The following is a 16631-nucleotide window of genomic DNA, read 5'->3' on the forward strand; positions in this document are numbered from 1 at the left end:
CAGCCGCTGCCAACGCGCCACCCGCCCCTCGCGCAACTGCGCATACGCCCGTTCCGCCGCCGCAATCTGCCGCGCATCCGGCCGCGTGCGCACCGACTGATACTCCACCGCCGCACCGTTCTGCGTGACCGGCGTGACATAGGCACTGACCCAGTAGTGATCACCGCTCTTGCAACGATTCTTCACCAGCCCCATCCACGACCGACCGCGCTTGAGCGTCTGCCACATATGGGCAAACGCCTGCGCCGGCATGTCCGGATGACGCAGCAAATTGTGCGGCGCACCCAGCAGCTCGTCGCGGCTGTAACCGCTGATTTTGATGAAATCGTCGTTGGCGTAGGTGATCGCGCTGGTCAGATCGGTGGTCGAGAGAATGTTCGCATCCGGCGCAACATCGACATTGCGCCCGGTCACCGGGAGATTGATCTTCATGGAAAGCGCGCTCGTTTTATTGGAAAGAGTCGGCAGGGCTGCTGACTCTAAGCGCACTAACTGGTTAAACGTTGATCTGGCTCAGGAACTGAGCAATTAGCCATCACTGTGACCGAAAATCACAGCGACGGCCGAGGCGGGAGTGAATCAGCGCTTGCCCATCGAACGGCGAGTGCCCGACGGCGCCACACCCGGAGTCTTGGCGTGACGATCACCGTCCTTGCCCTTGAACTGCGGCTGTTTGGCCGCTTTGGCAGCCGCCAGCTCACCCGGCTTGAACGGAAACTTGAACGCAGGAATGGTCGGCTTGGATTCGCCGGCCTCGGCCAGCTCTGCCGGGACATCGCTCACAGCGTTGTCGATTGGGGAAGTCATGAAAGCTCCGGAAAGCAAAAAGTCCGGCCCGGTGGATGAGCCGCGAAGGCGCGCAGTATACCTGCGCGCGCGGACTTTAAAGAGTCCCCGAAAGGGTACGACCGGTCCCTTTTGGGGACTGCTCGACTAACGGATCACGTCTGCGGATCAACCCGATCCAGCGCCCGATTCACAGCAAGCTCCGCCAGCATGATGATCTGCTGGATTCCCAACGCCGTACTGCGCTGCGGCCCCGAAAGCTCATTGGCGAAATTGCTGGCAATGGTACTGGCCGAGGCCAGGGACTCGCAGGCATTGGCCAACAGGCTTTCGGTGTCCATATTGGGAGTGACCATATACATCGTGCTCGGGCGAAGCTTGGAAGGATTGGGGCAGAGGTAGTAGTCGAGGGCGCGTTTGATCGCTTCGCGGTTACGGGCGAGGTCTTCGGCGCGCATGGCTTCTTCGAGTGGGGTGGGTGATTCGAGGGGTGGGTCGGGTACGGGCTTCGTCATTGAAATGTTCCTGTTCAATAGCCAGCACTCGTCGTTTCTCACGCGACGAAGTGGTGGCAGCTATGTGCGGAGTGAGAAACCGGTAGGAACAGATCCGGCCGGACCGAAGTCCGCCCGCACACAGCCGCCATAAAACATTGCAGGCAGCAAATAAGCCGGCGGCAATTATGGTGGTACTGATGATGGATTAACAGTTCCTAAGGGTTCTCACACCCGATCACAGAGTTTTCTGCGACAACCAAAGACTAGAGAGCGTGCTTCCGACGGACAACCTGAAAACATTGTGGGAAGGTTCGGTAAACCCCACACATTTTTAAACATTCAAAAATGGAACGCGGAGCGTCCCGGGCTGCATTCCCACGCGGAGCGTGGGAACGATCAATCCCCACAAGATCTGGTCGGCTATCATGCCGCCATCGCCAGCAAGCTGGCTCCCACAAAAAAGCAGTTCGCTTCTCGCTTCTCGCTTCTCGCTTCTCGCTTCCCACCACTCAACACGATGAGCGTTAGCTCGAGTAAAGCTTTTGACGTGCCGGCCCCATCGGAAGGCTGAGTGGAGGGATTTATCCGGGGGTGGGAGCGCAGCGACCGTGCGGCGAAGCCGCATGCATCGAGAGGAGGTGCAGCGAAGCAAACCGTAGGCGATGCCCCCGGATGAATCCCGGAACGAAGGAACACCGAGCCACAGCGAGGCGCCGAACGCAGGGGCCAAGCCTTTTGCTTACTTTTCGGCGTTTGGAAAAGTGAGCCGCTGTAAGAGCGGAACCGCCAGCCGCAACACCCGAAGAAACGGATATACACCCAAACCCAAAACAGCATGGTCGGCCCAAAGGCCGCCAAGTCAAAAGCCGAAACTGACAGCGCCGTCAGCTAGCCGTCACCCTCCTGACCCCCAAACGAGTTTATAAAGAACCAACCTGCCCAACCTCCGTCCCCTGGCGCCCCAACGCATGCAAATCCAGAAGAAAAAGGCCCTGCTCGCCACCCTGCTGATCGCCCTCGCAGTCGCCGGCCTGTGGTATGCGATAAAACCCGCACCGGCCAAACTCGCCGCCCCGACTGCGATCCCGGTCAGAGTCGTCGCCGTCAGCGAAAAAGACGTCCCCCGCTACACCAGCGGTATCGGCTCGGTCATCTCTTTGCACAGCGTCGTAGTGCGCCCACAGATCGACGGCATCCTCACCAAGCTTTTGGTCAAGGAAGGTCAACTGGTGAAACAAGGCGACCTGCTCGCCACCATCGACGACCGCTCGATCCGCGCCAGCCTCGATCAGGCCCGGGCGCAACTGGGCGAAAGCCAGGCGCAACTACAAGTCGCCCTGGTCAACCTCAAGCGCTACAAACTGCTCAGCGTCGACGACGGCGTGTCCAAGCAGACCTACGACCAGCAACAGGCACTGGTCAACCAGCTCAAGGCCACCGCCCAAGGCAATCAAGCCTCTATCGACGCAGCGCAGGTACAGCTTTCCTACACCCAGATTCGCTCCCCGGTTACCGGCCGCGTCGGGATTCGCACGGTCGACGAAGGCAACTTCCTGCGCATGACCGACACTCAGGGTCTGTTCACCGTGACCCAGATCGACCCGATCGCCGTCGAGTTTTCCCTGCCGCAACAAATGCTGCCGACCCTGCAAGGCCTGATCAGCGATCCGCAGCGCGCCCAGGTCAAGGCCTACATCGGCGCCGACACCGACGGCGAAACCGGCAACCTGCTCGGCGAAGGCCACCTGACCCTGATCGACAACCAGATCAACGCAAACACCGGCACCATCCGCGCCAAGGCCGAGTTCGACAACCCCAACCAGAAACTCTGGCCGGGCCTGCTGGTGACGGTAAAGATTCAGACAGCGCTGGATAAAGATGCGCTGGTGGTCCCGCCCACCGTCGTACAGCGCGGCCTCGATCAACACTTCGTGTACCGGGTCAACGGCGACAAGGTTGAAGCCGTGCAGGTGCAGATGGTTTATCAGGGCAGCGGTCAGGACATCATCAAGGGCGTGCAACCCGGTGACGTTTTGGTCAGCGACGGCCAGTCGCGGCTCAAGCCCGGTTCGACCGTGCAGGTCATGAGTGAACCGCCGCAAGTGGTGCAAGCGGAGCCCAAGCCATGAAGCAGCACAAAGGCGTTTCGACCTGGTGCATCGATCACCCGGTGGCGACGATTCTGCTGACCATCGCGCTGGTGCTGGTCGGGGTGATTGCCTTCCCGCGCCTGCCGATTGCCCCGCTGCCGGAAGCGGAATTTCCTACGATTCAAGTCTCAGCACAGTTGCCCGGCGCCAGCCCGGACACCATGGCTTCGTCCGTGGCCACGCCGCTGGAGGTGCAATTCAGCGCCATCCCCGGCATGACCCAGATGACCTCCAGCAGTGCGCTGGGCTCGACCCTGCTGACCTTGCAATTCACCCTCGACAAGAGCATCGACACCGCCGCCCAGGAAGTGCAGGCCGCGATCAACACCGCTGCCGGCAAACTGCCGAAAGACATGCCGACCCTGCCGACCTGGAAGAAGGTCAACCCGGCCGACAGTCCGGTGTTGATCCTCAGCGTCAGTTCCACGCAAATGCCAGGCACCGAGCTCAGCGACCTGGTGGAAACCCTGCTTGCGCGTCAGATCAGTCAGATCGACGGCGTAGGCCAGATCAACATAACCGGTCAGCAACGTCCGGCGATTCGCGTTCAAGCTTCGGCGGACAAACTGGCGGCCATCGGCCTGACGCTTGCCGACATTCGTCTGGCGATCCAGCAGACCAGCCTCAACCTCGCCAAAGGTGCTTTGTACGGCGAATCGAGCATTTCCACGCTGTCGACCAACGACCAGTTGTTCCACCCCGAGGAATACAGCCAACTCATCGTTTCCTACAAGGACGGCGCCCCGGTTCACCTCAAGGATGTCGCCAAAGTCGTCAACGGTTCGGAAGATGCCTACGTGCAGGCCTGGGCCGGCGATCGTCCGGGCGTGAACCTGGTGATCTCCCGCCAGCCCGGCGCCAACATCGTCGAAACCGTGGACCGGATTCAGGCCGCCCTGCCCGGCCTGGAAGCCATGCTGCCGGCGTCGGTGCAGGTCAACACCCTGATCGACCGTACCCAGACCATCCGCGCCTCGCTGCATGAAGTGGAAATCACCCTGCTGATCGCGATCCTGCTGGTGGTGGCGGTGATGGCGCTGTTCCTGCGCCAGTTGTCGGCGACGATGATAGTGTCGGCGGTGCTCGGCGTGTCGCTGACCGCCAGTTTCGCGCTGATGTATTTACTCGGCTTCAGTCTGAACAACCTGACGCTGGTGGCCATCGTCGTGGCGGTAGGTTTCGTGGTCGACGATGCAATCGTGGTGGTGGAAAACATTCACCGCCATCTGGAGGCCGGCGACAGCATGCGCGAAGCCGCGATCAAGGGCGCCGGCGAGATCGGTTTCACCGTGGTGTCGATCAGTTTCTCGCTGGTGGCGGCGTTCATTCCGCTGCTGTTCATGGGCGGCGTGGTCGGGCGCTTGTTCAAGGAGTTCGCCCTGACGGCCACTTCGACCATCATGATTTCCGTGGTGGTATCCCTGACGTTGGCGCCAACACTGGCGGCGCTGTTCATGCGAAAACCGGTGCATCACGCCCATGACAAACCGGGCTTCAGCGAACGCCTGCTCGGCTGGTACGAAAAAGGCCTGCGCCGCGCCCTCGCCCATCAGAAACTGATGATCGGCGTGTTCGGCATTTCCGTCGCGCTGGCGATTGGCGGCTACGTGTTTATCCCCAAAGGTTTCTTCCCGGTGCAGGACACCGGTTTCGTCCTCGGCACCACCGAAGCCGCCGCCGATATCTCCTACAGCGACATGGTGAAAAAACACTTGGCAATGGCCGAAATCGTCGCCGCCGACCCGGCCGTTCAGGCGTTTTCCCACTCGGTCGGCGTGTCCGGCAGTAACCAGACCATCGCCAACGGCCGCTTCTGGATTGCCCTGAAACCACGGGGTGACCGCGATGTTTCGGCCAGCCAGTTCATCGACCGCATCCGTCCGCAACTGATGAAAGTCCCCGGCATCGTGCTTTACCTGCGCGCCGGCCAGGACATCAACCTCAGCTCCGGCCCGAGCCGTGCGCAGTATCAATACGTGCTCAAGAGCAACGACGGGCCGACCCTCGCCACCTGGACCCAGAAACTCACCGAGAAACTGCGCAGCATCCCGGCGTTCCGTGACATTTCCAACGACCTGCAACTGGGCGGCAGCATCACTCACATCAGCATCGACCGCAGCGCCGCCGCGCGTTTCGGCCTGACGGCGAGTGATGTCGACGAGGCGCTGTACGACGCCTTCGGCCAGCGGCAGATCAATGAGTTCCAGACCCAGGTCAACCAGTACAACGTGATCCTGGAACTGGACACCAAGCAGCGCGGCAAGGCCGAAAGCCTCAACTATTTCTACCTGCGCTCGCCGCTCAGCGGAGAAATGGTGCCGCTGTCGGCGCTGGCCCGATTCGACGCGCCGACCATCGGCCCGCTGTCCATCGCCCACGACGGCATGTTCCCGGCCGCCAACCTGTCGTTCAACCTGGCGCCCGGTGTGGCGCTGGGCGATGCGGTGATCCTGCTCAATCAGGCCAAGGCCGAGATCGGCATGCCGACCGCGATCAGCGGCAACTTCCAGGGTGCGGCCCAGGCGTTCCAAAGTTCCCTCGCCAGTCAACCATGGCTGATTCTCGCGGCGCTGGTGGCGGTGTACATCATCCTTGGCGTGCTCTACGAGAGCTTCGTCCATCCGCTGACGATCATCTCGACCTTGCCGGCGGCGGGGCTGGGTGCGGTGATCATGCTGTGGATCTGCGGTCAGGACTTTTCGATCATGGCGCTGATCGGGCTGGTGCTACTGATCGGTATCGTCAAGAAGAACGGCATCCTGATGATCGACTTCGCGCTTGAGGCGCAGCGTCATCGCGGGCTGTCGCCGCAGGATGCGATTTTCGAGGCATGTATCACGCGGTTCCGGCCGATCATCATGACCACGCTCGCCGCCCTGCTCGGCGCTCTGCCGCTGATGCTCGGCTACGGCACCGGCGCCGAACTGCGCCAGCCGCTGGGGATCGCGGTCGTGGGCGGATTGCTGGTCAGCCAGATGCTGACGCTGTTCACCACGCCGGTCATATACTTGTGGCTTGAGCGGCTGTTCCACAAGCCCAAACCATCGCCCGTCGCGGCGCTGGCAACGACAGACTGAGGCGGGTCATGCGCGTTCTGATTATCGAAGACGAAGAGAAAACCGCGGACTATCTGCACCGCGGCCTGACGGAACAGGGTTATACCGTGGATCTGGCCCGCGACGGCGTCGAGGGCCTGCACCTGGCGCTGGAAAGCGACTACGCGGTGATCGTCCTCGACGTGATGCTGCCGGGCCTCGACGGCTTCGGCGTATTGCGCGCGTTGCGCGCGCGCAAGCAGACGCCGGTGATCATGCTCACCGCCCGCGAGCGGGTCGAAGACCGGATCCGGGGCCTGCGCGACGGCGCCGACGATTACCTCGGCAAACCGTTTTCCTTCCTCGAACTGGTGGCGCGCCTGCAAGCGCTGACCCGGCGCAGCGGCGGTCATGAACCGGTGCAGGTGAGCATCGCTGACCTGTGGATAGATTTGATCAGCCGCAAGGCCACCCGCGCCGGCACCCGGCTGGATCTGACCGCGAAAGAGTTTTCGCTGCTCAGCGTGCTGGCCCGGCGTCAGGGCGAAATCCTCTCGAAAACCGCGATTGCCGAGATGGTCTGGGACATCAATTTCGACAGCGACGCCAACGTGGTCGAAGTCGCGATCAAGCGCCTGCGGGCCAAGCTCGACGGGCCATTCGACGAGAAACTGCTGCACACCATCCGTGGCATGGGTTATGTGCTGGAGAGCCGTGGTGTCCAGTAACTCGATTGCGCTGCGCCTGAGCGGGATGTTCACGCTGGTGGCGCTGCTGGTGTTCCTGCTCATCGGCGGCGCGTTGTATCAACAAGTGGACAAAGGCCTCGGTCTGCTGCCGGAAGCGGAACTGGATGCGCGTTACAGCGTGCTCGAATCCGCGCTCAACCGCTATGGCACGCCCGAGCACTGGGTGAAGATCAACGCCAAGCTCAAGCTGCTTGGCGAAGAAGACAAGCGCATCCATTTCTGGGTGGTCAGCGGCAATCCGGGGTACGAATTCGGCGAGCCGGATGCCTTGATCCGTGCGTTCGCCCAAGGTGCGCCGGGCATGCACGACCTGCAACTGCCCGACCATCCTTACCCGCTGAAAGTGCTGCTGACCGAACTGCCGGCCAAGGATCAGCGCCCGCCGCTGCGCTTCATGATCGGCATCGACACCGAGACCCTTCACCAGACCCAGCATCAGTTGCTGATCGCGCTGATTAGTCTGGCGGTGATCGGCGTGCTGCTGGCCTCGGCATTGGGTTACTGGGTGGCGCGAATCGGCCTCAAACCGCTGATCAAACTGTCCCATGAAGCCCAACGCCTGGCGCCGCCGTTGCGGGCCGGACGTCTGCGTCTGTCGCCGTTGCCACCGGAACTGGAGCAGTTCGTCGACTCGTTCAACTCGACGCTGGAGCGAGTCGAACAAGCCTATTCGCGGCTGGAATCCTTCAACGCCGACGTCGCCCATGAGCTGCGCTCGCCGCTGACCAACCTGATCGGCCAGACCCAGGTCGCCCTCACTCGCGGGCGTTCCGCCGAACATTATTTCGAAGTGCTGCAATCCAACCTCGAAGAGCTGGAACGCCTGCGCTCGATCATCAATGACATGCTGTTTCTGGCCAGCGCCGATCAGGGCAGCAAGGCCACCAAACTGACCTCGACTTCACTGGCCGATGAAGTGGCGACCACCCTCGAATACCTCGACTTCATCCTCGAAGATGCGCAGGTCCAGGTTCGGGTAAGCGGCGACGCGCAGGTGCAGATCGAGATCGCTCATCTGCGCCGGGCCTTGATCAATCTGCTGAGCAACGCGGTGCAACACACCGCGCCCGGTCAGGTAATCGAAGTGCAGATCGCGGTCGAGGAACATCAGGTCAGCATCGGCGTGGCCAACCCCGGTTCGCCGATTCCCAGCGAGCATTTGCCTCGGTTGTTCGAGCGCTTCTACCGGGTCGATGCTTCGCGCAGCAACAGCGGCAACAATCACGGGTTGGGGCTGGCGATCGTCAAGGCAATTGCGCTGATGCATGGCGGTGATGTGTTCGTGCGCAGTGATAGCGGGATGAACACCTTCGGGATTCATTTGCCGGTCTGACCCCACCCCTCATCGCTCCCACGCTCTGCGTGGGAATGCCGCCCGGGACGCTCAGCGTTCCAGAGTCGGACACAGAGCTTCCATCAAGGTGTTCCCACGCCGAGCCCAGTAATGTTCACCTGTTGATCTTTGCTTGCGCTGTAACAGTCATTTATGAAAATCACGCTGTTTCCCAACGCCCGGCAACCTTATCTTTGCCCGCACCAAACAGCACTTGCCAAGCAAGAAGGTTTTCAAGATGTCCAACAGTATGGGTATTGCCAGCGCTTTCGTTTTGTCCTCATTGATCCTGTCGCCGATGGCGATGGCTGAAGAATCGCAGTCGTTCGTAGCGCAAAATGCCGCTCGCGCTCACGCTTTCGAACAGCATCAGGCAGAAGTGATGGCCAAGGCTCAAGACGCTACGCAAGCCCCTCAGGCCGCAACGTCACAGGCTCAAGCATCCGAGAAAGACAGCTGAGTCGCACACCGCGAAACGTTTCCCTCGACGCGGTTGTTTGGCTCTTCCCGTTCAACCGTCGTCATTCCAGGCCGCTGATTTTCAGCGGCCTTTTTTCGTTGTGGTCTGAAAGCTGTCCGGTTCGTCTTTAACAATTAGAATCATCCCGCACCTCAAGACATTGAAGTGTCAGTTGACCCAAGGAGCTTTACCGCACGTGCGTTACCCAGTTCGCTTCACCCCGTTGTTCATTGCAATTGCCGCAACGATTGCCACCGCCGCCCATGCTGCCGAAGCCGAGAAACAAGGATTCGTCGAAGGCGCTAGCCTCAACCTCAACGCCCGCAACTACTACATGAATCGCAACCGCTTGCAGAACGCGGACGACAACATCGAGTGGGGCCAGGGCTTCCTCGGCAAATTCGAGTCGGGCTACACCGAAGGCACGGTCGGTTTCGGCATCGATGCCCACGCCATGCTCGGCTTGAAGCTCGACGGCGGCGGCGGCACGGACAACTCCAGCATCGTGCCGGTCAGCGACGGCAACGGCAAAGCACCAGGCTCGTTCTCCACGGCGGGCGGCACCCTGAAAATGCGTGCGTTCGATACCGAGCTGAAGGCCGGTGATCTGTTCCTCGCCAACCCGGTGATCGCCGGTGGCGAGACGCGCATGCTGCCGCAGACATTTCGTGGCCTCAGCCTGACCAACCACAGCTTCGACGGCTGGATGATCGAAGGCGGCCAGGCCAGCTTCACCAAACCCTACAACCAGAGCGGCCACAAACGCATCGGCACCTCGTACGGCAGCCTCGCGGATGGCGACAAGAGCCAGCACCTGAACTGGGCCGGCGTAGCCTTTAGCGGCGTCGAAGGCCTGACCAGCAGCCTTTACGCTTCCGAGCTGAAGGACATCTGGAACCAGTACTACTACGACCTCGACTACACCTGGGCGCTGAACGATCTGGTGACCCTCAACCCGGGTCTGCACTTCTATCACACGCAGGACACCGGCGACGCGCTGCTGGGCAACATCGACAACAACACCTACAGCCTGCATTTCACTGTCGGTATCGGCAGCCACAGCGTTACCGCCGCGTATCAGCGGGTCAACGGCAACACGCCGTTCGACTACATCAGCCAGGGTGACAGCGTTTACCTCGACAACTCGCAGCAATATTCGGACTTCAACGGCCCGAACGAACGCTCGTGGAAACTCAAGTACGCCTACGACTTCGCCGGCGTCGGCCTGCCGGGGCTGACCTCGGCCGTGTCCTACTCACGCGGCACGCTGGACCTGACCAAGGTCGATCCGGACAGCAAGGGTTACGCCTCGTGGTACAGCGCTGAAGGCCGCAACGCCAAGCACTGGGAGCGCGACATCGACCTCAAGTACGTAGTGCAAAGCGGTCAGGCCAAAGACCTCGCTGTTCGCCTGCAATGGGCGACCAACCGTGGCGGCAACGGTTACGGCGCGCTGGACACGGACACAGATGAATACCGTGTGATCATCGACTACCCGATCAACGTCTTCTAAGATCGGCGCTACAGTAAAAAGGCCAGCCTCGCATGCTGGCCTTTTTCTTGCCTGTAGCACCAAAGCGGGTACAACTACGCTTACAAGAATCTTCAACCGATAACCGAACCATGATCGCGAGCCGTACCCCACCTGCTCCGGGCAAGACCGGACGCCCCGAGCTGCTGTTGATCCTCGGCAGCCTGCTGAGCGTGATCGCGATTGTCTGCATCGTCACGTTCCTGCTGATCCGCGAACACGCCAATGCTCAGGAGTCGGCTACCCGTGGTGCGACCACCATCGCCCAATTGATCGACGCCGATGTGCTGCGTACCGTCGAGCTGTATGACCTGACGCTGCAAGGCCTGATCGCCGCCGCCCAGCGTGACGACCTGAAAGACGTGTCGCCGCAGATTCGCCATCTGGCGCTGTTCGATCGCTCCACCACGGCACGCTTCAAGGGCGACATTCTGTTGCTCGACAAGCATGGCGAAGTGATTGCCGACTCTTCGCGGGTCGATCCGCTACCGGGTAATTTCGCCGACCGTGACTACTTTCTCGCCCACGCCTTCAACCGCGACACCGGCATGTTCATCAGCCGTCCTTTCAAGCCCCGTTGCGACTGCGATGATGCTGACCAGTGGCGGATCAGTTTCAGCCGGCGGATCTCCTCCGACACCGGCGAGTTTCTGGGCGTGGCCGTGGCGTCGATGAAGCTCGATTACTTCGATCAGTTGTTCAATAGCCTCGACATCGGCATCGACAGCACCCTCAACATCATCAACAACGACGGCATCCTGCTGGCGCAAAAGCCTTATCTGCAGAGCGATTCGATCGGCAAGAGCTTTGCCGCCCGTCCCAATGTGGTGCGAATTCTGCGCGACAGCGGCGGCAATGGCAGTTTCAGTAGCATTTCGAGCATGGATTACCAGCAACGGCTGTACACCTATTCGCGGGTCGGCAATTTGCCGTTGACCGTGATCGTTGCCCTGTCCAGCGAGGAAGTGTTCGGCGCGTGGAAACGCACAGCAATTCTGATCAGCGGCGCTACCGGGGTGCTCTGCACCGGCCTGCTGTGGCTGACCTGGCTGTTGGCCCGGGAACTGCGATTACGTCATCGCGCTGAACGTGAACTGGCGCAATTGGCAGCGACCGATGCCCTGACCGGCGTCGCCAACCGGCGGATGCTCGATCAGTCGCTGCGGCACGAATGGTTTCGCGCCCAGCGCTCGGGCAAACCGTTGTCGTTGCTAATGGTCGATGCCGATCACTTCAAGGCATTCAACGACAGGCATGGCCATCAGGCCGGAGATCAGGCGCTGCGTGAACTGGCGAGGGTGATCACCGCCAATGTACGGCGCCCGGCGGATCTGGTCGCGCGTTATGGCGGTGAGGAGTTTTCGGTGATCCTCGCGGAAACCGACAGCATCGGAGCGCAACAGATCGCCGAGCACATTCGTGCGGCGGTGGAGCAGTTGCCCAGCGTGAATGAAGGCCAGTCGCCGATGACCGTGAGCATCGGCATCAGCACCTGGACGGCGACGAGCGAGATCAGCCTGGAACAGCTTTTGTTCGCAGCGGACAAGGCGTTGTACCAGGCCAAGGAAGGTGGCCGGAACCGGGTCGTCGTGGCCTGAAAACAGACATAAAAAAAGGCCACCCAAAGGTGGCCTTCAAAAAACTAGAGAGGTTTTTTACTTACACCGCCGCAACCGGGCGCATGTAAGAGATTGGTGCGGTGCTGGCGTCTTCGAACGTCACGACTTCCCAAGCATCTTTCTGCTCAATCAACTTGCGCAGTAGCTGGTTGTTCAGTGCGTGGCCGGACTTGAAGCCCTTGAACTCACCAATCAGGCTGTTGCCCAGCAGGTACAGGTCGCCAATTGCATCGAGGATCTTGTGCTTCACGAATTCGTCTTCATAGCGAAGGCCGTCTTCGTTCAGTACGCCATCGGCATCGACCACGATCGCGTTTTCCACGCTGCCGCCGAGTGCGAGGTTGTGCTTGCGCAGGTACTCGATGTCACTCATGAAACCGAAAGTACGGGCGCGGCTGACTTCTTTTACGAACGAAGTGCTGGAAAAATCCACGCTTGCACTTTGGGTGCGGTCCCGGAAAACCGGGTGATCGAAATCGATCTCGAAGCTCACCTTGAACCCTTCGAAAGGGACGAAAGTGGCGCGCTTGTCGCCGTCTTCCACTGTCACTTCACGCAGGATACGGATGAATTTCTTGGCAGCGTCCTGCTCTTCCAGGCCAGCCGATTGAATCAGGAATACGAAAGGTCCTGCGCTGCCATCCATGATCGGGACTTCAGACGCGGAGAGCTCGACGTAGGCGTTATCGATGCCCAGGCCAGCCATGGCCGAGAGCAGGTGCTCCACCGTGTCTACCTTCACGTCACCGTTGACCAGCGTCGTCGACATGGTTGTCTCGCCGACGTTGGCCGCGCGAGCCGGTATCTCGACAACCGGATCGAGATCGGCACGGCGAAAGACGATCCCGGTGTCGATCGGTGCAGGCTTGAGGGTCAGGTAAACCTTCTCCCCGGAGTGCAGACCTACACCGGTGGCACGGATAATATTTTTCAGTGTGCGTTGTTTAATCATGGCATGGGCCGCTTCAGCGCAAATTGCGAACTGGTATCAACAAAGGCTGGCGATGATAGCAGACCGAGCCTTTGCTGAACACCAATCACCTGAATACCCCTGATACATTTCATCAATCGGCCTGACGACGCAGGAAGGCCGGGATGTCCAGGTAGTCCAGGTCATCTTGCGGATTCATCTTCGCGGCAGTCGCAGCACCGGCCTGAGCCTGGTTGCGCATGACGGTCGGACGGTCCAGGTCACGGTAATTCACCGCTGGCTGCTCCTGACGAGCGGGTGCCGGTTGCTGCACTTGAGCAGCCGCCATCGAGGTGTGAACGGTGTTGTCGATGACCTTCACAGGCTTCTCGATTTTCGCGCCCAGACCGGTAGCAACCACGGTCACGTGCAGTTCGTCGCGCATGTCCGGATCGATAACGGTACCGACCTTGACCATTGCGTGCTCGGAAGCGAAGGCTTCGATGATCGAACCCACGTCGGAGTACTCACCCAGGGACAGGTCAGGACCGGCAGTGATATTCACCAGGATGCCGCGTGCGCCTTGCAGGTTCACGTCTTCCAACAGCGGGTTGCGGATGGCCGCTTCGGTCGCTTCACGTGCACGGTTCGGACCGCTGGCGCAGCCAGTGCCCATCATCGCCATGCCCATTTCGCTCATCACGGTACGTACGTCGGCGAAGTCGACGTTGATCATGCCCGGACGCTTGATGATGTCGGAGATACCGCGAACGGCACCGGCCAGTACATCGTCAGCCTTGGCGAAAGCCGACAGCAGGCTTGCGTCCTTGCCGAGGATGGTCAGCAGTTTTTCGTTCGGAATGGTGATCAGCGAGTCAACGCTTTCCGAGAGCATGCGGATGCCTTCGTCGGCGATCTGCATACGCTTGCGGCCTTCGAACGGGAACGGACGGGTCACGACCGCAACGGTCAGGATGCCCATTTCCTTGGCCACTTCGGCGATGATCGGCGCAGCACCGGTACCCGTACCGCCGCCCATGCCGGTGGTGATGAACACCATGTTGGTGCCGGCCAGCACTTCAGCGATGCGCTCGCGATCTTCCAGCGCGGCCTGACGGCCGACTTCCGGGTTGGCGCCGGCGCCCAGGCCTTTGGTCACGCCGGTGCCCAGTTGCAGAATGGTGCGCGCGCCGATGTTTTTCAGCGCTTGAGCATCGGTGTTGGCGCAGATGAATTCCACGCCTTCGATGTTGCTCTTGACCATGTGGTTGACAGCGTTGCCGCCGCCACCGCCAACACCGATAACCTTGATTACCGGGCTTGCGGGGATGTTGTCTACGAGTTCGAACATTTTCCCTCTCCTTACATTCTCTAGTTTTTTCGCCTACTGCTGTTTGTTGCGGTGCTGCGGTAAAGCTTTAGAAGTTGCCTTGAACCCACTTCTTCAAACGGTCCAGCAACGGCGCCTGCGGCTCATCGTTGCTGTAGCTGTCGCGGCTGCCGATGCCCGAGAACGAGATCCCGTCGGACTGCTTCTGCAGGCCGTACATCAACAAGCCGACGCCAGTGGAATAAATCGGGTTGCGTACCACGTCATCCAGACCTTTCACGCCATGCGGCACGCCCAGGCGGACCGGCATGTGGAAGATTTCTTCGGCCAGTTCAGTGGCGCCTTCCATCTTCGAAGTACCGCCGGTCAGCACGATGCCGGCCGGGATCAGGTCTTCGTAGCCGCTGCGACGCAGCTCGGCCTGGATCAGGGTGAACAGTTCGTCGTAACGCGGCTCGACCACTTCGGCCAGGGCCTGACGAGACAGTTCGCGCGGTGGACGGTCGCCGACGCTCGGCACCTTGATGGTTTCGCCGGCACCGGCCAGTTTGGCCAGGGCGCAGGCGTAGCGGATCTTGATCTCTTCGGCGTATTGGGTCGGGGTGCGCAACGCCATGGCGATGTCGTTGGTCACCTGATCGCCCGCGATCGGGATCACGGCCGTGTGGCGGATCGCGCCTTCGGTGAAGATCGCGATGTCGGTGGTGCCGCCGCCGATGTCGACCAGGCACACGCCCAGCTCTTTCTCGTCGTCGGTCAGAACCGAGTAGGCCGAGGCCAGTTGCTCAAGAATGATGTCATCGATTTCCAGACCGCAGCGACGCACGCATTTTTCAATGTTCTGTGCGGCGTTGACGGCGCAGGTGACCACGTGAACCTTGGCTTCCAGACGCACGCCGGACATGCCCAGCGGCTCGCGCACGCCTTCCTGGTTATCGATCACGTAGTCCTGCGGCAGGGTGTGCAGCACACGCTGGTCGGCAGGGATCGCTACGGCCTGGGCGGCGTCGAGTACGCGCTCCAGATCCGCCGAGCTGACTTCGCGATCACGGATCGCGACGATGCCGTGGGAGTTCAGGCTGCGAATGTGATTGCCGGCCACGCCGACGAACGCCGAGTGAATGCGGCAGCCCGCCATCAGTTGGGCTTCCTCGATCGCGCGCTGGATCGACTGCACGGTGGACTCGATGTTGACCACCACGCCTTTTTTCAGGCCGCGGGACGGATGAGTGCCGATCCCGACGATATCGAGCGTGCCGTCGTCCGCAACCTCGCCGACCAGCGCCACCACTTTGGAGGTGCCGATATCGAGACCGACGATCATTTTGCCGCTTTGCACGTTTGCCATGGGTCCTGCCTCTTCTTAATTCTTTGCGACAGCGGGTTGGGCTGTCGTCGGCGCTACTGGTTCCCGCCAGCCAACAGCGAGGCCGTTGGCATAGCGCAGATCGATGCGCGCAATGTTCGTAATCTGTTCTTTGAGCGTCTTGTCATAGATGGCAATGAAGCGGCGCATCTTTTCCACCAGGTTGCCGCGTCCCAGCAGCAGCTCGATGCCGGGACCGGAACTGCCGGCACCGGTGGTCAGGAACCAGCTGCCACGTTCACGCAGCTCAAGCCGCGCAATCGAGAAGCCCAATGGCCGGAGCATCTGGCTCAGCACCTGGTATTGCTGCATCACTTGCTGCTGGGCCCGCTGCGGACCGAACAGCTGCGGCAGGTGTTCGTAGTTCGCCAGTTCCTTGGGCGTGAACGCCTGGCCCTGGTTGTTGAGCAATGACTCGTCGCCCCAGCGGGCCACCGGCAGTTGCTCTTCGAGGCGGATCACCACCTGATCCGGCCACACCCGACGAACTTCGGCGTGGGCGATCCACGGCATCTGCTCAAGCTCCGTGCGCATGCTCGCCAGGTCGATGGTGAAGAAGCTCGACGCCACGTAGGGGGCGATCCGCTGCTGCACCGCTTGCTGGCTGATGTAACTGAGGTCGCCCTGCACCGCGATCTTGGTGATCGGCCGGTCGGCGTACGGCAGCAAACGCTGCGCGCCTTCGTAAGTGCCGAACCCCAGGGCCACCAGCAGCACCGGCCAGAACAGACTTTTCAAAAAGCCGAAGTTGGCTTTTGGCAGGCGCGCGGACATCGGCTCTTTGGCCACCATTCGGCTGGCACCCCGCGGCACCGGCTTGCGGCCGGGTGCGGGTGGCTGATGTCTGAGCTGTGCGCCTTGCATG

At 60.9% G+C, this 16631-nt stretch carries 13 protein-coding genes and 1 pseudogene; 7 read left to right on the forward strand and 7 right to left on the reverse strand.

Annotated features, from left to right (window positions below; genetic code table 11):
* Nucleotides 1-150: 150 nt before the first annotated feature.
* The 3 genes and pseudogenes from CAF63_RS29200 to CAF63_RS09530 all read right to left on the reverse strand — a co-directional run.
* A pseudogene (locus tag CAF63_RS29200) lies at nucleotides 151-432 on the reverse strand (PAS domain-containing protein); the annotation flags it as partial.
* Between the two features lie 147 nt (nucleotides 433-579).
* Complete coding sequence (locus tag CAF63_RS09525) at nucleotides 580-807, reverse strand: hypothetical protein (protein WP_085684673.1); 228 nt, start codon at nucleotides 805-807, stop codon at nucleotides 580-582.
* A 134-nt stretch (nucleotides 808-941) separates the two neighbouring features.
* Entirely contained in the window at nucleotides 942-1301 is a 360-nt protein-coding gene (locus CAF63_RS09530) for a DUF6124 family protein (protein ID WP_085684675.1), read from the reverse strand.
* Between the two features lie 950 nt (nucleotides 1302-2251).
* Between CAF63_RS09530 and CAF63_RS09535 the strand changes: the two genes are divergently transcribed.
* The 7 genes from CAF63_RS09535 (at nucleotide 2252) to CAF63_RS09565 (ending at nucleotide 12139) form a co-directional block, all read left to right on the forward strand.
* Entirely contained in the window at nucleotides 2252-3412 is a 1161-nt protein-coding gene (locus tag CAF63_RS09535; RefSeq protein ID WP_085684677.1) for an efflux RND transporter periplasmic adaptor subunit, read from the forward strand.
* Nucleotides 3409-6510: a multidrug efflux RND transporter permease subunit gene (locus tag CAF63_RS09540; RefSeq protein ID WP_085684679.1), complete on the forward strand. Its 3102-nt coding sequence runs from the start codon at nucleotides 3409-3411 to the stop codon at nucleotides 6508-6510. Before CAF63_RS09535 ends, CAF63_RS09540 begins: the two co-directional genes overlap by 4 nt.
* An 8-nt stretch (nucleotides 6511-6518) precedes the next feature.
* Nucleotides 6519-7196 (forward strand): heavy metal response regulator transcription factor, encoded by a 678-nt coding sequence (locus CAF63_RS09545; RefSeq protein WP_003228008.1) that lies wholly within the window; start codon nucleotides 6519-6521, stop codon nucleotides 7194-7196.
* Nucleotides 7186-8550: a heavy metal sensor histidine kinase gene (locus CAF63_RS09550; RefSeq protein ID WP_085684681.1), complete on the forward strand. Its 1365-nt coding sequence runs from the start codon at nucleotides 7186-7188 to the stop codon at nucleotides 8548-8550. The genes CAF63_RS09545 and CAF63_RS09550 overlap by 11 nt, the downstream gene beginning before the upstream one ends.
* A gap of 238 nt (nucleotides 8551-8788) precedes the next feature.
* Nucleotides 8789-9010: a hypothetical protein gene (locus tag CAF63_RS09555; RefSeq protein WP_085684683.1), complete on the forward strand. Its 222-nt coding sequence runs from the start codon at nucleotides 8789-8791 to the stop codon at nucleotides 9008-9010.
* 196 nt (nucleotides 9011-9206) lie between these two features.
* On the forward strand, nucleotides 9207-10523 hold the full coding sequence (locus CAF63_RS09560; protein ID WP_085684685.1) for an OprD family porin: 1317 nt from the start codon (nucleotides 9207-9209) through the stop codon (nucleotides 10521-10523).
* Between the two features lie 110 nt (nucleotides 10524-10633).
* Nucleotides 10634-12139 (forward strand): sensor domain-containing diguanylate cyclase, encoded by a 1506-nt coding sequence (locus tag CAF63_RS09565; RefSeq protein WP_085684687.1) that lies wholly within the window; start codon nucleotides 10634-10636, stop codon nucleotides 12137-12139.
* Between the two features lie 61 nt (nucleotides 12140-12200).
* Here CAF63_RS09565 and lpxC read toward each other — a convergent pair whose 3' ends face one another.
* From lpxC to CAF63_RS09585, 4 genes are all read right to left on the reverse strand, one after another.
* Nucleotides 12201-13112 carry a UDP-3-O-acyl-N-acetylglucosamine deacetylase gene (gene lpxC, locus CAF63_RS09570; RefSeq protein WP_085684689.1) on the reverse strand — a complete coding sequence of 304 codons (912 nt, stop codon included), beginning with the start codon at nucleotides 13110-13112 and terminating at the stop codon, nucleotides 12201-12203.
* Between the two features lie 112 nt (nucleotides 13113-13224).
* Nucleotides 13225-14421 carry a cell division protein FtsZ gene (gene ftsZ / locus CAF63_RS09575; RefSeq protein WP_007956754.1) on the reverse strand — a complete coding sequence of 399 codons (1197 nt, stop codon included), beginning with the start codon at nucleotides 14419-14421 and terminating at the stop codon, nucleotides 13225-13227.
* Nucleotides 14422-14488: 67 nt separating this feature from the next.
* A complete protein-coding gene (gene ftsA, locus CAF63_RS09580) occupies nucleotides 14489-15748 on the reverse strand; it encodes a cell division protein FtsA (RefSeq protein WP_065261511.1) in 1260 nt (419 codons plus the stop codon).
* Between the two features lie 15 nt (nucleotides 15749-15763).
* A complete protein-coding gene (locus tag CAF63_RS09585) occupies nucleotides 15764-16630 on the reverse strand; it encodes a cell division protein FtsQ/DivIB (protein ID WP_085684691.1) in 867 nt (288 codons plus the stop codon).
* Nucleotide 16631: the final 1 nt, after the last annotated feature.

Source organism: Pseudomonas sp. B20(2017), from assembly GCF_002113125.1.
Classification (GTDB): Bacteria; Pseudomonadota; Gammaproteobacteria; order Pseudomonadales; family Pseudomonadaceae; genus Aquipseudomonas.

What these genes read in the sequence shown, in the direction of transcription:
- CAF63_RS09525 (WP_085684673.1), bottom strand. Translation starts at nt 807, where the DNA reads ATGACTTCCCCAATCGACAACGCTGTGAGCGATGTCCCGGCAGAGCTG.
- CAF63_RS09530 (WP_085684675.1), bottom strand. Translation starts at nt 1,301, where the DNA reads ATGACGAAGCCCGTACCCGACCCACCCCTCGAATCACCCACCCCACTC.
- CAF63_RS09535 (WP_085684677.1), top strand. Translation starts at nt 2,252, where the DNA reads ATGCAAATCCAGAAGAAAAAGGCCCTGCTCGCCACCCTGCTGATCGCC.
- CAF63_RS09540 (WP_085684679.1), top strand. Translation starts at nt 3,409, where the DNA reads ATGAAGCAGCACAAAGGCGTTTCGACCTGGTGCATCGATCACCCGGTG.
- CAF63_RS09545 (WP_003228008.1), top strand. Translation starts at nt 6,519, where the DNA reads ATGCGCGTTCTGATTATCGAAGACGAAGAGAAAACCGCGGACTATCTG.
- CAF63_RS09555 (WP_085684683.1), top strand. Translation starts at nt 8,789, where the DNA reads ATGTCCAACAGTATGGGTATTGCCAGCGCTTTCGTTTTGTCCTCATTG.
- CAF63_RS09565 (WP_085684687.1), top strand. Translation starts at nt 10,634, where the DNA reads ATGATCGCGAGCCGTACCCCACCTGCTCCGGGCAAGACCGGACGCCCC.
- lpxC (WP_085684689.1), bottom strand. Translation starts at nt 13,112, where the DNA reads ATGATTAAACAACGCACACTGAAAAATATTATCCGTGCCACCGGTGTA.
- ftsZ (WP_007956754.1), bottom strand. Translation starts at nt 14,421, where the DNA reads ATGTTCGAACTCGTAGACAACATCCCCGCAAGCCCGGTAATCAAGGTT.
- ftsA (WP_065261511.1), bottom strand. Translation starts at nt 15,748, where the DNA reads ATGGCAAACGTGCAAAGCGGCAAAATGATCGTCGGTCTCGATATCGGC.
- CAF63_RS09585 (WP_085684691.1), bottom strand. Translation starts at nt 16,630, where the DNA reads ATGCAAGGCGCACAGCTCAGACATCAGCCACCCGCACCCGGCCGCAAG.